This window comes from Curtobacterium sp. ZW137 (assembly GCF_003762905.1).
Taxonomy (GTDB): domain Bacteria; phylum Actinomycetota; class Actinomycetes; order Actinomycetales; family Microbacteriaceae; genus Curtobacterium.
Genome location: NZ_RJKS01000002.1, coordinates 134496 through 149565, shown reverse-complemented (window position 1 = coordinate 149565; position 15070 = coordinate 134496). Strand labels below are relative to the sequence as shown.

Here is a 15070-nt window from a genome sequence, read left to right as displayed (position 1 = left end):
GCACGGAGCGTGACTACCGCAGCACGACCACCCCGCGCCCGGTGAACCGGACGCAGTCGGTCGCGACCGAGGCCTCACCGAACGCGTACAGGACCTCGCCGGTCGCGCCGGGCACCGGGACCTCGGCCGCGTCGTCGAGGAAGTTCACCACGACGTGCACCGGTGCTGCGGTCGGCCCGAGGAGCCCGCGCGTGAGGACGAGCCAGCGCCGTTCCTCACTGATGCGGACGGCGTTCGCCTCGTAACGGTCGTCGACGAAGGCCTCGTCGGTCCGCCGCAGCGCGACGAGGACCCGGTACGCGCGGAGGATCGCCGTGCCCCGGTCCGACGTCACGTCGGACCAGTCGAGCTTCGAGTTCTGGAACGTCGACGGGTCCTGCGGGTCCGGCACGACCGACTCGTCCCAGCCGTGCTCCGCGAACTCCGCGATCCGTCCTTCTGCGGTGGCCTTGCCGAGTTCCGGCTCGGGGTGCGAGGTGAAGAACTGCCACGGGGTCGTCGCGGCGAACTCCTCGCCCATGAAGAGCATCGGCGTGAACGGGCCGAGCAGCGTCAGGGCCGCCGCGATGACCAGGCCCTCGTCGGACAGCGATGCGGCGAGACGGTCGCCGGCCGCGCGGTTGCCGATCTGATCGTGGTTCTGGTTCGCGACGACGAGTGCCGTCGCGGGGGAGGTGCCGCGGTCGATGGGCCGCCCGTGCCGCTTGCCGCGGAACGAGGACCACGTGCCGTCGTGGAAGAAGCCGTCCCGCAGTACCTTCGCGAGCGCCGACAGCGGGGCGAAGTCGGCGTAGTAGCCGTTCGTCTCCCCGGTCAGCGCCACGTGCACGGCGTGGTGGAAGTCGTCGGACCACTGCCCCGCGAGCCCGTACCCCGCGGCTTCGCGAGGCCGGAACATGACCGGGTCGTTGAGGTCCGACTCCGCGATGAGCGAGAGCGGCTTGCCGACGAAGGACGCGTATGCATCCGTCTCCGACGCCATGTCGGCCAGCACGTGCGGCCGGGAGGTGTCCCGGATCGCGTGCACCGCGTCGAGCCGGAGCCCGTCGACGTGGTGGTCCCGGAACCACATCCGCACGTTGTCGAGGACGTACCGACGGACCTCCGGGTGCTCGACGTTCACGGAGTCACCCCACGTGTTCGCGAGCCCCTGCACCAGGTACGGCCCGTACAGCGGCAGGTAGTTGCCGCTCGGTCCGAGGTGGTTGTAGACGACGTCCTGGATGACGCCGAGGCCCAGCGCGTGCGCGGTGTCGACGAAGCGGTCGTAGGCGTCCGGGCCGCCGTACGGTGCGTGCACCGCGTACCAGGCAACGCCGTCGTAGCCCCAGTTCCATTCGCCGTTGACGCCGTTCACCGGCAGGAGCTCGACGAACTCGACACCGAGCTCCACGAGGTGGTCGAGCTGTTCGGCGGCTGCGTCGAGCGTGCCCTCGGGGGTGAAGGTGCCGACGTGCATCTCGTAGATCACCGCGCCGCGGGCCGGCCGACCGGTCCACGACTCGTCGGTCCACGCGAACCGCGCCGGGTCCACGACCTCCGACGGACCGTGTACGCCGTCCGGCTGGTACCGGCTGCGGGGATCGGGGCGGACGGCGTCGTCGTCGCCGATGCGGAACCCGTACCGGGCACCGACCACGGGGACGATCTCGTCGGTGCGCCACCAGTCGTCGTCGCCCCGGGTCAGCGGGTACTCGGTGCCGTCGACGACCAGGCGGACCCGCTCGGGGTCCGGCGCCCACACGGCGTAGCGGTCGGGTGCGGTCATGCGTGGCCCTCCAGGATGTCGATCTCCGCCTGTTCGGGCGTCTCGGTCGAGTCGGTCCGGCTCGGATCCGGCGTCGGTGCGGTCTCAGCCGGACGGGAGGCGCGCCCCGCGTCCGCCCCGGTCGCCGCGTCGGCGACGTGGCCGGTCTCGTCCACGTCCGCCGCCGGGACCAGCAGGGCCACGGGGTAGGTGGTGAGCAGCTCGGACAGTGCGATGCCCCTGGAGGCCGGGACGGGCCTCCCGGTCAGGAGGTCGACGCGGTCGACGGGAGCCGGGTGGATGAGCGTGTCGCCCCACCCGCCGACCCGTGCCAGCCCGATCGGGAGTCGGGTGGCGACCGTGACGGCGCCGCCGCGGTCGAACGCGACGACGTGGTCGGCCGCGCTGCCGGTGGCCTCGATCGGGAGGTACCGGGTGAACAGCTCCGGCCGGTCACGGCGGAGGCGCAGGGCACGGCTGGTGACCAGGAGCTTCGCGGCGCCGTCGATGCCGACGGACGGCAGGACCTCGGGCCCGTCGTCGTCGGGGCCGTCGAGTTCGGCGAGGAGGTGCCGGCGTTCGGCGTAGTCCACCGGGCGCCGGTTGTCCGGGTCGACGAGGGAGCGGTCCCAGAGCTCGGTGCCCTGGTAGACGTCCGGGACGCCGGGCGCGGTGAGCTGGACGAGCTTCACGCCGAGGCCGTTCGACCAGCCGGCAGCATCGATCCGCTGGTCCAGGTCGTCGAGCAGTGCGACCACGGCGGGATCGTCGAAGGACGCATCGACGAGCGCGTGCATGCGGCCCTCGAAGTCCTCGTCCGGTTCCGTCCAGGTCGTGCTGTTCCCCGCTTCGCGCGCGGCCTTCTCGGCGTAGGCGTGCAGTCGTTCGCGCGAGGCCGGACGGGCGCCGACGATCGCCTGCCAGAGCAGGTTCGCGAAGACCTCGTCCTCGAGCGGGGCCAGGGCGTGCAGCCGCTGGAAGGTCTCGGTCCACTCGTCGCCGAGCTCGGCGAGCACCGCGATCCGGGCGCGGGTGTCCTCGCTGCGCTTCGTGTCGTGGGTGGTGAGCGTCGTCATCGTGTGGGGCCAGCTGGCGAGGCGCTCGCGCTGCGCGGCGTGGAACTCGTCCGGACCGACCGAGAAGATGCTCGGGTCGCCGCCCACCTCGCTCAGGGAGCTGAGCTTCGCGGTGCGGTAGAAGGCGGTGTCCTCGACGCCCTTCGCCATCACCATGCCGCTGGTCTGCTGGAGCCGGATCGCGGCTGCGTTCGACGGGTCGACGAGCGCCGGGGCGATCCGGTCGATGACGTCGTCGAGGTCGGGGCGGGTCTCGGCGGCGAGCTCGAGGGCGGTGAGGAGGTGGTGCGCGCCCTCGGGGAGGTAGGTGCGGTAGACGTCGAACGACGCGATGACCTCGGCGAGGGCATCGACGACGCGGGCGTGGTCGAGGTCCTGCGCCGTGCCGTCCGCCCCGAGGAGCCGCGCGAGCCGGTCGACCTCACTGCCGAGGATGCCCTCGGCGATCCCGCGCCGGGTGTCGTGCGTCAGCGCCTGCCAGTCGGCGGGCTCGGCGTCCACGGTCGCCCAGAGCGGTTCCTCACCACGGGGGTCGACGAACAGCCGGTCGACGATGCCGAGCGCGTCGTAGCCGGTGGTGCCGTCCACCGGCCAGCTCGCCGGGAGTTCCTCACCCGGCTCGAGGATCTTCTCGACGAGCGTGTAGGCACCGCCGGTCAGTTCGTGGAGGTCCTGGAGGTAGCCGGCCGGGTCGTACAGCCCGTCCGGGTGGTCGGTCCGGAGGCCGTCGACGAGGCCGTCCCGGAACCACTCCCCGACGAGGACGTGCGAGGCCGCGAAGACCTCGGGGTCCTCGACGCGGATCGCGGCGAGGGTGTTCACCGCGAAGAACCGGCGGTAGTTCAGGTCGTGGTCGGCGCGCTTCCAGTGCACGAACTCGTAGTGCTGCCGGGCGTGCACCGCGGCGACGGCGTCCGGGCCGCTGTCGTCGTCGTGCACCGTCCCGGGTGCGGTCGGGTACGCGGTCGTGCCGACGAGGAGCACGGCGGGCTGCCGGGTCGTGTCGAGCGTGACGGCGTCCAGCAGCCGGTCGTCGAGCACCGGGATCCGGATCTTGCCGTCGCCGGCCTGCCAGTCGACGTCGAACGCCGGCGCGACCGGGGAGCCCTGGCCCTGTTCGAGCAGGGACCACCACCACGGGTTGCTCTCCGGCGTCGCGACGCCGACGTGGTTCGGGACGACGTCCACCAGCACACCGAGGCCCGCCGCGTGGGCCGCCTCGGTCAGCGCGCGGAAGGCGTCGTCCCCGCCGCGCTCGGCGTCGATCCGGGTGTGGTCGACCACGTCGTAACCGTGGTTCGAGCCGGGCTCCGCCTGCAGCACGGGGGAGAGGTAGAGCCAGTCGGCGCCGAGGTCCCGCACGTAGTCGACGACGTCGGCCGCCGCGGCCAGGTCGAAGTCGGGCGAGACCTGGAGCCGGTACGTCGACACCGGCACACGGCTGGTCATCGCGTTGCTCCGCCCTGGGCGGTGCCGCTCGGAGCCGTCGATCCGGCCGGGTTCGCCGGGGTCACCGCGTCCTGCGGTGCGCGCGGTGCCGGGGCGCCGGCGGTCTGGGTCTCCGCGGGGGTGACCGTGACCTCGTGGTCGGGTTCGGCGCGGAGCACGATCATCGAGCGGGCCGGGACGTCGAGCGGCGTGCCGGCGCCGAGGACTTCCTCGCGCGCGCCGGGGTCGGCGGTGTCGATCCGCACGGTCCAACCCGGCGAGTACTCCTCCGGGGGCAGCGTGAACGTCACGACGTCGTCGTGGGCGTTGAAGTACGTGATGAACGCGACGTCGGTCACCCGGTCCCCGCGGGAGTCACGCCCGCGGATGCCCTCGCCGTTCAGGTACATGCCGACGCTCTTGCCGAATCCGGAGTCCCAGTCCTCGGGCTCCATCGCGTCACCCGACGGGGTCAGCCACACGACGTCCGGCAGCGGCTCGTCCTGCCCGCGGCGCACCGGGCGCCCGTTGAAGTACCGGGTGCGACGGAACGTCGGGTGGTCGTGCCGGAGCTTCGTGACGTCGGCCGTGAACTGGATGAGGTCGTCGTCCGCCGTGTCCCAGTCGATCCAGCTCAGCTCGGAGTCCTGCGCGTAGACGTTGTTGTTGCCGGACTGCGAGCGGCCGAGTTCGTCACCGTGGGCGATCATCGGGACGCCTTGGCTGAGGAGCAGCGTCGCGATGAAGTTCCGGCGACGCTGCAGCCGGAGCGCGTTCACCGCTTCGTCGTCCGTCGGGCCCTCCACCCCGGAGTTCCACGACCGGTTGTGGCTCTCGCCGTCGTTGTTGTCCTCGCCGTTGGCTTCGTTGTGCTTCTCGTTGTACGCAACGAGGTCGTACAGCGTGAAGCCGTCGTGCGCGGTGATGAAGTTGATGCTCGCCTTGGGGGTGCGGCCGTCGTGCTCGTAGAGGTCGGCGGAGCCGGAGATCCTGGAGGCGAACTCGCCGAGGGTCGAGGACTCGCCCCGCCAGAAGTCGCGCACGGTGTCGCGGTACTTGCCGTTCCACTCCGACCACTGCGGCGGGAAGTTGCCGACCTGGTAGCCACCGGGGCCGACGTCCCACGGCTCGGCGATCAGCTTCACCTGGGACACGATCGGGTCCTGCTGGACGAGTTCGAAGAAGGCCGAGAGCCGGTCGACCTCGTAGAACTCACGGGCCAGCGCCGACGCGAGGTCGAAGCGGAAGCCGTCGACGTGCATCTCGGTCACCCAGTACCGGAGCGAGTCCATGATGAGCTGCAGCGAGTGCGGGTGTCCCACGTTGAGCGAGTTGCCGGTGCCCGTGTAGTCCATGTAGTAGCGCTTGTCGTCGTCCATCAAGCGGTAGTACGCGGCGTTGTCGATGCCGCGGAACGACAGGGTCGGGCCCATGTGGTTGCCCTCGGCGGTGTGGTTGTAGACCACGTCGAGGACGACCTCGATCCCTGCACGGTGGAGCTCGCGCACCATCGTCTTGAACTCCTGCACCTGCTGGCCCTGGTCGCCCGAGGACGAGTAGTGCGAGTGCGGCGCGAAGAACCCGATGGTGTTGTAGCCCCAGTAGTTCGAGAGGCCCTTGTCCTGCAGCGTCGAGTCGTTCACGAACTGGTGCACGGGCATCAGTTCGAGCGTCGTGATCCCGAGTCGCTGCAGGTGCTCGATGACCGCCGGGTGGGAGACGCCGGCGTAGGTGCCGCGCTGGTCTTCCGGAACTGCCGGGTGCGTCTCGGTGAGGCCCTTCACATGGGCCTCGTAGATCACGGTCTCGCCGTACGGGGTGCGCGGTGCGCGGTCGCCCTGCCAGTCGAAGAACGGGTTGATCACCACGCCCTTGACCATGTGCGCCGCGGAGTCCTCGTCGTTCCGGGAGTCCGGGTCGCCGAACGTGTACGAGAAGAGGGACTGGTCCCAGTCGATCTCGCCGCTCGTCGCCTTCGCGTACGGGTCGAGGAGGAGCTTCTCCGGGTTGCAGCGTGCGCCGGTCGCCGGGTCGTACGGACCGGTGACGCGGAAGCCGTAGAGCTGTCCGGGGCCGACGTTCGGCAGGTACGCGTGCCAGACGTACGCGTCGACCTCGACGAGGGGAACGCGTTCCTCGTTGCCGTCCTCGTCGAAGAGACAGAGCTCCACGCGCTCTGCGACCTCGCTGAACAGCGCGAAGTTCGTGCCGCTGCCGTCGTAGGTCGCGCCGAGCGGGTAGGGGTTGCCGGGCCAGGTGTGCAAACGATCCTCCTGAGATGGGTCCTGCCAAAGGTATCGACGGGTCCCTGTGCTGTCCGCCGCGCACGCAGGTCTGTGGGCGAACGGCGTCCATCCACAGCGGAGTAGCGTCGCCGGCATGGCCAACATCGTCACGCAGATCGCAGACAAGGTCCGTCCCATCGGCGTCTCCACGAACTACGGGGAACCGGTCGAGGTCGGCGACCAGACACTCATCCCGGTGTCCCTCGGGTGGTTCGGCTTCGGGGGCGGCGGGGACGGCGACGACAACGGTGGCGGCGGAGGCGGCGGCGTCTCCGTGCCGATCGGCGCGTACATCCGTCGCCCGGGCAAGGACCTCGAGTTCGAGCCCAACCTCATCTCGCTCGTCGCCGTCAGCATCCCGCTGGTCTGGGTGACCGGCACGGTGCTCCGGAAGCTCGTCCGCGTCCTGAAGAAGTAGCCCCCGTCACAGGGCCGAGGGCAGCGGTACACTGCCAGGACACACACGGGAGTCCGGGATCGCCGGGCTGAGAGGGAGCGAGCAGCGCTCCGACCGTCGAACCTGATCCGGGTCATGCCGGCGCAGGGAGGAGTCCTGACAGATGCCTACGAGCACGCCGTCCACCGTCCGAACCACCCCCACGTCGGCCGCGCCGAAGCGGTCGCTCCGCTGGCGGGTCGTCGACATCGTCGTCGCGAGCGTGCTCGCCGTCGCGGTCGGCGTCGTCTTCAAGCTCTGGGAGTTCGGCTACGAGCCCCTCTCCGCAGCGGTCGCCCTGCTGCTCCCCGGGACCCAGGCGCTCTTCGGCGGCGTCTGGCTCCTCGCCGGACCCATCGTCGCGCTCGTCGTCCGGAAGCCCGGCGCCGCGCTCTTCGCCGAGATCGTCGCGGCCAGCGTCGAGGCGCTCCTCGGGACGCAGTGGGGCTGGAGCACCCTCGAAGCGGGCCTCGTGCAGGGCCTCGGCGCCGAGATCGTGCTCGCGCTGTTCCTGTACCGCGTGTACCGCCTCCCCGTGGTCGTCCTCGCCGGAGCCGCAGCCGGCCTCGCGATGGGCATCAACGACTCGGTGCTCTGGTACGCGGGGTACGACGCCGCGTTCAAGACCGTCTACATCGTCAGCGGCACGATCTCGGGTGCCGTGATCGCCGGCATCGGCTCGTGGCTGATCGTCCGGGCACTCGCGCGCACCGGGGTGCTGTCATCCTTCGCGGTCGGTCGCGAGCACACCCGACGCCGTCCCAGCTCCTCGGCAGCGTGAGCACGCCGGGCGTGCACCCGGCCCGGATCGCGTTCGACGACTGGGGCTGGCGGTACGCCGACCGCGACGCCTGGGCCGTCCGCGGCGTCGACCTCGTCGTCGAGCCGGGGGAGCGCGTCGCGATCGTCGGCCCCTCCGGCGCCGGGAAGTCGACGCTCCTCCGGGCAGTCGCCGCGGTGCTGCCGGACGAGCCGGACCCCGAGGACGACACCGCCGCCGCCGCGCAGGGCACCGTGCTCGTCGACGGAGCGGCGCCCGAGTCCGTCCGCGGCCGCGTGGGACTCGTGATGCAGGACCCCGAGGCGCACACCGTGATGTCCCGCGTCGGCGACGACGTGGCGTTCGGGTGCGAGAACACCGGTGTCCCGCGTGGCGAGACGTGGGAGCGGGTCCGGTCGGCACTCGACGTCGTCGGGCTCGACCTGGCGCTCGACCGGTCCACGACGATGCTCTCCGGCGGGCAGCGGCAACGGCTGGCGCTCGCCGGGGTGCTCGCGATGCGCCCGGGCGCCCTCGTCCTCGACGAGCCGTGCGCGAACCTCGACCCCGCGGGCGTCACCCAGGTGCACGACGCCGTGGAGGCCCTGCTCGCCGACACCGGCGCGACCCTCCTCGTGGTGGAGCACCGGATCGGCACCTGGCTCGACCTGGTCGACCGTCTCGTGCTCCTCGAGCCCGGCGGAGGCGTGGTCGCCGACGGGCCGCCCGCCGAGGTGCTCGCCGCCCACGGCGCTGCCCTGACCGCGGCCGGCGTGTGGGTCCCCGGCGCCGAACCCGCGAGGGGTTCCGCGCGCACGCCCGCTCGCACTCCGGGTCGAGCGGGCGAAATGCCCGGGTCCGCCGCGACCCCCACCCGGGCATTTCGCCCGCTCGAGTCCGCGCCCGGTCGAGCGGGCGAAATACCGGCGTCCGCCGACGCCCCCGCCCGGGCATTTCGCCCGCTCGCCGAGGGCGGCCCGCAGGACGAGGGCGCCCCGCGCGAAGCGCCCGACGCGGCGCTCCTCGTCGCGGAGCGACTCGGGACCGCGCGGGGCAAACGGCAGCGCGTCGGGAGCGGCATCGACCTCCGGGTCCGCGCCGGCCGGGTCCTCGCGATCACCGGGCCGAACGGCGTCGGCAAGTCCACGCTCGGCCTCACGCTCGCCGGACTCCTCCGCCCCGCCGACGGCACCCTCCGTGCGACCGAGGCCCTGAGCACCACCACCGCCACGACCGCTCCGCACGCCTGGTCCAGCCGCGAGCTCGCCGCCCGCATCGGCACCGTCTTCCAGGACCCCGAGCACCAGTTCGTCGCCCGCACCGTCCGCGAGGAACTCGCCGCCGGCCCGCGGGCCCTCGGCATGCCGGACACGGACCAGCGCGTGGACGAGCTCCTCGACGCGTTCGGGCTCCGGCACCTCGCGGACGCGAACCCCTTCACGCTCTCGGGTGGGGAGGCTCGGCGCCTCGCGATCGGCACCGTCGTCGCGACGAGGCCCCCGGTCATCGTGCTCGACGAACCGACCTCGGGGCAGGACCGCGCGACGTGGCAGGCGGTGGTCGACCGGCTCGGAGCCCTCGCGGACGCCGGGACAGCGGTGGTCGCCGTGACCCACGACCGCGACCTGGTCCGGGCCCTGGACGCGGACGAACTCGTCCTGAGCGCGACGGGCGCGACGAGCGCGACGGGCGCGACGGGCGCGACGAGCGCGACGAGCGCGACGAGCGCGACGACCGCGCCGACCGCGACCGCGCCCACCCGACCCCGGTCCGAGGTCCCGCGGTGACCGCCCCCGCGACGCAGGCGGCCCCGTCGAGCCGAGCCGAGCCTCCCGTCCGGCCCGTCCGAGGCGTGCGCGCCGTCCAACCGGTGGCCACGCTCCTCGGCGTGCTCGGCCTCGGCCTGTGCCTGGTGCTGAGCCTCGACGTGGTGTCCGCCGCGGTCGCGCTGGGACTCGAGCTCGCCCTGCTGCCGATCCTCCGCATCCCGGTGCGGACGCTGCTCCTCCGGACGTCTCCGGTGCTCCTCGCGGTCCCCCTGACCGGCGTGAGCATCGCGCTCTACGGGCGGGCCTCCGGACGGGAGTGGCTCGACCTCGGCTTCGTCCACGTCACCGACGGGTCCCTGCTGCTCGCGGTCGCGACGATGCTCCGCGTGCTCGCCGTGGGGGTGCCGAGCATCGTGCTGTTCATCCGGGTGGATCCCACGGACCTCGCGGACGGGCTGGCACAGATCCTGCGGCTGCCGGCCCGCTTCGTGCTCGGAGCGCTGGCGGCGATCCGGATGATGACGCTCCTGGTCGACGACTGGCGGCAGCTCGCGATGGCCCGGCGGGCACGGGGACTGGCGGACACCGGGCGGCTGCGGCGTGGTGCCTCGATGGCGTTCGCGCTGCTGGTGCTGGCGTTGCGACGGGCGACGACCCTGGCGGTCGCGATGGAGTCGCGCGGGTTCGGAGCGCCCGGTCGTCGGACGTGGGCCAGGCCAGCCGGGTTCGGCGGACGCGAGTGGGCGATGATCGCGGTCCTGGTCGGGATCGGCCTGGTGTCGATCGCGGTGTCGGTCGCTGCGGGGACGTGGCGTGGCTGAGTCGCGCGAGGGCGGCACCGGCCGCACCGGCCGCACCGGCCCCGTCGGCCCCGTCGGCCCCGTCGGTCCCGTCGGGCCCGTCTGCCCCGTCCACACCGGCCTGGAGGCTCGCCCCGGCCCCGCAACGGAACTCGCCTCGCGCGCACGGTCGGCTGCTCGGGCATCCGGCCGCCGGTCCGTCGTCCTGGTCGACGGGCGCTCCGGGACCGGGAAGACCACGCTCGGGAACGCCCTGGGCGACGCGCTCGGATGCCGGGTCGTGCACCTGGACGACCTCTACCCGGGCTGGGACGGCCTCGCCGACGCTGCCGAGGCCGTGGTCCGCGACGTCCTCGGACCGCCGTCGGGGTACCGGCGGTGGGACTGGGAGACATCGGCGCCCGCGGGGTGGGTGTCGCTCGAACCCGGCGCGCCGCTCGTCATCGAGGGGTGCGGGTCCCTGTCCCGCGCCTCGGCACCGCTCGCCACGCTCCGGGTGTGGATGACCGCCGAGGACGGGCTGCGCAAGCGGCGGGCGCTCGACCGGGACGGCGCGGTGTTCGCGGCGGAGTGGGAGCGGTGGGCACTCCAGGAGGACGCGTTCATCGCGGCGGATGACCCGCGCGCATCGGCGGACGTGGTGCTCGGGACGTAGCGGGCTGGTGGCGTTGCGGTCTGGTTGGCTCGCTACGCCCAGCCGAGCTCGTGCAGGCGCTCGTCGTCGATGCCGTACCAGTGGCCGATCTCGTGGACGAGCGTGGTGTGCACCTCGTCGCGGAGCTCTTCCTCGGTGTCGCACTCCGCGAGGTGCTGCTTCCGGAACACCACGATCCGGTCGGGCAGCTCGCCGAAGCCGTACTGCCCGCGCTCGGTCTGGGCGACGCCGTCGTAGATGCCGAACAGCTCCGAGCCGTCCTCCGGTTCGGCCTCGACCACGAACACCACGTTGTCGAGGCCGTCGACCATCTCGTCGGGGAGCAGGTCGAGCTCGTCGGTCACGAGGGCCTCGAACGCGTCGGCGGACATCTCCATCACGGCACGATCGTGGCACATCCGCCTGGACGACGACGAAGGCCCCCGTCTCGCGACGAGGGCCTTCGGGCGTGTTCATGCACTTCGGTCGTGCTCATGAACATTGGGGTGAGTAACGGGGCTCGAACCCGCGACCTCCTAGACCACAACCAGGCGCTCTACCAGCTGAGCTATACCCACCATGTCCGCCCGGCGTGCCGGGCAACCACTCAATAGTAGTACACGCAGGAGGGTCCTCGGGACACTACTCGGCGGTCTGCTCCGCGCCGGCGTCCGCGGTCTGCTCCGCGCTGGCGTCCGCGGACTGCGGCGCCAGGCGGGGTGCCCACGACTCCACCACCTCGGCCGAGATCGCCTTCACGTCCTCCGTCGTCGGCCCCGGCTCCGCGACGAACCCGGCGCGGCGGTAGTACTCGAGCTCGCGGATCGACTCGAGGATGTCCGCGAGCGCCCGGTGCCCACCGTGCTTCTCCGGCGCGTTGAAGTACACGCGTGGGAACCAGCGGCGGCAGAGCTCCTTGATGCTCGACACGTCGACGCTGCGGTAGTGCAGGTGCCCGTCGACCCGCGGCATGTACTTCGCGAGGAAGGCACGGTCGGTCCCGATGGTGTTGCCGGCCAGGGGTGCTGAGCCCTCGGCGGGGACGTGGGCGAGGATGTACTCGAGCACCTGGTACTCGGCGTCCGCCAGGGACACGCCGTTCGGGATCTCCTCGATGAGGCCCGACGTGACGTGCATGTTCGTCACGAACTCGTTCATGTTGTCGAGCGCCGACTGGTCCGGCTTGATCACGATGTCGAACCCGGGGTGCACGGGGTTCAGGTCGAAGTCGGTGATGACCACGGCCACCTCCACGAGTTCGTCGACCTCGATGTCGAGGCCCGTCATCTCGCAGTCGATCCAGACGAGGCGGTCATTCGCGGTTGCCATGGCAACGATCCTATTCCCGGCCGGGCGGGGCCCTGGACCCGACCGCCTGGAGGCCCGGTGCCGGCCCGCCGCGCCCGCCCGGGCCTCCAGGCGGTCGCCGCCCCGCTGCCGGGCCTGCGCCGCGGCTGCGCTCGCCCGCCCGCCTCGTCGAACGGGCGAAATACCCGGGTGGTCCGCTCGGCGGACCCGGGCATTTCGCCCGCTCGTGCGCCCGCCCACCCGCCAGCAGGGCTCGCGCCCCGGGCCGATCCCGTCCTCCGGGACGACGAACGGGCGAAATGTCCGAGTCGACCTCGTGGTGGACCCGGGCATTTCGCCCGTTGGACGGAACGCGCACACACGCGGTTCGGACGGGACCCGAACGTGACGCCGCGCCCGCGCCGCCCGCTCGCCCGCCAGTGCCGCCGCGCCCTACGCCATCTCGCCCGCGCCGATGGCCTCGGCCTCGACGGGCTCCGCCTCCGCGCCGTCGTCGACCCGCCGCAGCACCCGAGCGGTCACCAGCGTGACGACGAACGCGACCGTGACGGACGCCCCGGCGAACACGTAGGCAGCCGAGGGCGAGTACGCGTCGGCGAGGAGCGTGGCGACCGGCGGGGCGATCGCGCCACCGATGAAGCGGACGGCCGAGTACGCGCTCGATGCGACGGAGCGGGGGAGGTCCGTCGCCTCCATCACGCACTCCGTGAGCACCGTGTTGAGGACACCGAGCACGAGTCCGCCGATGACCACGCAGATGATGAGCCCGACCTGCGACCGCACGACGATCGCGGCGGCGAAGAGGTCCAGCGCGAGCAGGGGCAGCGCGATCCGCAGCACCGTCGTCCGCCGGAGCCGGGCGGTGAGCATCGGCGCGACCCAGACCGAGGTGATCGCCAGGCCGACGCCCCAGCCGAAGAACGTGAACCCGATCCCGAGCGCCCCGAACCCGAGCGGGAAGGGCGTGTAGGCGAGCAGGACGAAGAACCCGATGTTGTAGAACAGCGCGGTCGCGGCGAGCGCGGCGAGTGCCGGCCGGGCGAGTGCACGGAACGGCGCGGAGAGCTTCGTCGGGGTGGGCTTCTCGAGGCCGGAGGACTTCAGCAGGACGACGATGGCGATGAACGCGACGGCCATCAGGGTCGTGACGCCGAAGAACGGACCGCGCCAGCTGATCGAGCCGAGCAGGCCGCCGACGAGCGGGCCGATCGCGATGCCGAGGCCGAGCGCGGCCTCGTACAGGATGATCGCGGAGGCCGTGCCGCCGGATGCGGCACCGACGATGGTGGCGAGCGCGGTGGAGATGAACAGCGCGTTCCCGAGTCCCCAGCCGGCGCGGAAGTCGATGATCGTCCACACGTCGTTCGACACCGCGGCGAGCACCGAGAACACCACGATGAGGGCGAGCCCGATCATCAGGGTCTTCTTCGCGCCGATGCGGCTCGACACCCAGCTGGTGAAGAACATCGCGACGCCGGTGACGGCGAGGTAGCTGGTGAACAGGAGCTCGGTCTGTGCCGGGGTCGCCTTGAGGGACGCCGCGATCGCCGGGAGGATCGGGTCCACCAGGCCGATGCCCATGAAGGCGACGACGCAGGCGAACGCGATCGCCCAGACCGCCTTGGACTGCTTCAGGATGCTGCCCTTCTGCGAAGGAGCGTGGGCAGGGGCGTGCGCGTTCACGCGGTGATCTCCGTTCTGGTCCTCGATGCGATGAGGGCCGATGCTTCGTGCAGGACGTCCCACTGGTCGTCGTCGAGGTCCGCGAACACCGGGCCGACGGTGCGCGTCAGGGTGACGCGCCACTCCACCAGGCGGGCGATCCCCGCGTCGGTGATCTCGATGAGCTGGCCGCGGGAGTCCCCGGGGTCGACGGACCGTGAAACGAGGTCGTCGGCGAGCATGCCGGCGACGAGGCGGGTCATGGTGGGCTGGGACACGCGGGACGCCTTCGCGAGTTCGCCGAGCCGGAGCGGCTGGTCGGTCTCGAGGATGCCGAGCGTGCGCCACACCGCGGGGGACGTCGTGTTCCCCGTGGACTGGACGGCGGTGCGGATCAGGCGGTTCACGGACACCAGGAGCGTCTCGATCGTCTGCTCGCGCGATGTTTCCATAGCAGAACTATATAGCGTTGCTATGAATCAGGCAACAGGTCGCCCCTGGTAGACAAGAGGCATGAGCGACATCACCATCCACGAGGGCGACGAGTACACCGCCATCTTCCACCAGGGCCCCTTCGACGGGACGACGGACACCCGCACCGCCACCGGCGACGCGGTCGAGGACGAGGTCACGGTGTTCGCGGACGTCGAAGGCCTGCAGACCGCCTTCACCTACAAGGCCACGCACGCCCGTCAGGTCCTCGACCAGACCTCCGTCGACTACACCTGGGTCCCGAGCGAGTCCGACCCGGTCGACGACCTGCAGGACCGCGGCGACCGCAGCGGCGAGTTCGACCGGGAGTAGTCCGACCCGCCCCGACGTTGCAGGACGACATGCAGCTCGACCTCTGGACCTCCGCCTTCTGTGCGCCGTGCGCCGCTGCCCGCCGGGTGGCAGCCGACGCAGCGCGGATCGTCCCGGGGCTCGACGTCGTCGAGCGTGACGTCGCGGCACACCCGGACGACGCAGAAGACCTCGGCATCCGGTCCACCCCCACGATCATCGTGCGGCGGGCGGACGGAGCCGAGGTCTTCCGTTCGCCCGGGGTCCCGTCGCGCGATCAGCTGCTGATGGCGGTCGCGCGCGCCGTCGACTGACGGCTCGGCTGCTCGCGGCTGGTTGCGTTCCAAACGGGCCGGACGGGAGGCTCGGATCACCTTCTCCA

At 71.9% G+C, this 15070-nt stretch carries 14 protein-coding genes, 1 tRNA gene and 1 riboswitch; of the genes, 7 read left to right on the top strand and 8 right to left on the bottom strand.

Annotated features, from left to right (window positions below; genetic code table 11):
• Positions 1–13: 13 nt before the first annotated feature.
• Genes treZ through glgX form a run of 3 tightly spaced genes read right to left on the bottom strand, consistent with a single transcriptional unit; the run spans position 14 to position 6515 of the window.
• Positions 14–1768 (bottom strand): malto-oligosyltrehalose trehalohydrolase, encoded by a 1755-nt coding sequence (gene treZ, locus EDF55_RS05870; protein WP_123654019.1) that lies wholly within the window; start codon positions 1766–1768, stop codon positions 14–16.
• A complete protein-coding gene (gene treY, locus EDF55_RS05865) occupies positions 1765–4272 on the bottom strand; it encodes a malto-oligosyltrehalose synthase (RefSeq protein ID WP_123654018.1) in 2508 nt (835 codons plus the stop codon). Before treY ends, treZ begins: the two co-directional genes overlap by 4 nt.
• Positions 4269–6515, bottom strand: a complete 2247-nt coding sequence (gene glgX, locus EDF55_RS05860) for a glycogen debranching protein GlgX (RefSeq protein WP_123654017.1) — start codon at positions 6513–6515, stop codon at positions 4269–4271. Before glgX ends, treY begins: the two co-directional genes overlap by 4 nt.
• A 115-nt stretch (positions 6516–6630) precedes the next feature.
• Here glgX and EDF55_RS05855 point away from each other — a divergent pair, with 115 nt between their 5' ends.
• The 5 genes from EDF55_RS05855 to EDF55_RS05835 all read left to right on the top strand — a co-directional run bounded on the left by EDF55_RS05855 (position 6631) and on the right by EDF55_RS05835 (position 10956).
• The gene (locus EDF55_RS05855; RefSeq protein WP_123654016.1) at positions 6631–6954 is read left to right on the top strand and encodes a hypothetical protein; all 324 of its coding nucleotides are present in this window, start codon (positions 6631–6633) and stop codon (positions 6952–6954) included.
• A 36-nt stretch (positions 6955–6990) separates the two neighbouring features.
• A riboswitch (TPP riboswitch) is annotated at positions 6991–7100 on the top strand.
• Positions 7097–7753 carry an ECF transporter S component gene (locus EDF55_RS05850; protein WP_123654015.1) on the top strand — a complete coding sequence of 219 codons (657 nt, stop codon included), beginning with the start codon at positions 7097–7099 and terminating at the stop codon, positions 7751–7753. It overlaps the preceding riboswitch by 4 nt.
• Positions 7750–9519 carry an ABC transporter ATP-binding protein gene (locus EDF55_RS05845; protein ID WP_185017170.1) on the top strand — a complete coding sequence of 590 codons (1770 nt, stop codon included), beginning with the start codon at positions 7750–7752 and terminating at the stop codon, positions 9517–9519. The genes EDF55_RS05850 and EDF55_RS05845 overlap by 4 nt, the downstream gene beginning before the upstream one ends.
• 83 nt (positions 9520–9602) lie before the next feature.
• The gene (locus EDF55_RS05840) at positions 9603–10322 is read left to right on the top strand and encodes an energy-coupling factor transporter transmembrane protein EcfT (RefSeq protein ID WP_260235841.1); all 720 of its coding nucleotides are present in this window, start codon (positions 9603–9605) and stop codon (positions 10320–10322) included.
• Complete coding sequence (locus EDF55_RS05835) at positions 10315–10956, top strand: ATP-binding protein (protein WP_260235840.1); 642 nt, start codon at positions 10315–10317, stop codon at positions 10954–10956. The genes EDF55_RS05840 and EDF55_RS05835 overlap by 8 nt, the downstream gene beginning before the upstream one ends.
• Positions 10957–10988: 32 nt before the next feature.
• Here the strand turns inward: EDF55_RS05835 and EDF55_RS05830 are convergent, their stop codons facing one another.
• From EDF55_RS05830 to EDF55_RS05810, 5 genes are all read right to left on the bottom strand, one after another.
• Positions 10989–11333, bottom strand: coding sequence for a metallopeptidase family protein (locus EDF55_RS05830; protein WP_123654013.1), 345 nt, complete (start codon positions 11331–11333; stop codon positions 10989–10991).
• A 104-nt stretch (positions 11334–11437) separates the two neighbouring features.
• Positions 11438–11513, bottom strand: a tRNA-His gene (locus EDF55_RS05825).
• A 64-nt stretch (positions 11514–11577) separates the two neighbouring features.
• Positions 11578–12264, bottom strand: coding sequence for an oligoribonuclease (gene orn, locus EDF55_RS05820; RefSeq protein ID WP_123654012.1), 687 nt, complete (start codon positions 12262–12264; stop codon positions 11578–11580).
• A 411-nt stretch (positions 12265–12675) separates the two neighbouring features.
• Positions 12676–13926, bottom strand: coding sequence for an MFS transporter (locus EDF55_RS05815; protein ID WP_123654011.1), 1251 nt, complete (start codon positions 13924–13926; stop codon positions 12676–12678).
• Positions 13923–14357, bottom strand: coding sequence for a MarR family winged helix-turn-helix transcriptional regulator (locus EDF55_RS05810; RefSeq protein WP_123654010.1), 435 nt, complete (start codon positions 14355–14357; stop codon positions 13923–13925). Before EDF55_RS05810 ends, EDF55_RS05815 begins: the two co-directional genes overlap by 4 nt.
• Positions 14358–14418: 61 nt before the next feature.
• On the opposite strand from EDF55_RS05810, the gene EDF55_RS05805 reads away from it, so the two are divergent.
• Positions 14419–14709 carry an oligoribonuclease gene (locus tag EDF55_RS05805; RefSeq protein ID WP_123654009.1) on the top strand — a complete coding sequence of 97 codons (291 nt, stop codon included), beginning with the start codon at positions 14419–14421 and terminating at the stop codon, positions 14707–14709.
• Between the two features lie 29 nt (positions 14710–14738).
• A complete protein-coding gene (locus tag EDF55_RS05800; protein ID WP_123654008.1) occupies positions 14739–15002 on the top strand; it encodes a thioredoxin domain-containing protein in 264 nt (87 codons plus the stop codon).
• Positions 15003–15070 lie beyond the last annotated feature (68 nt).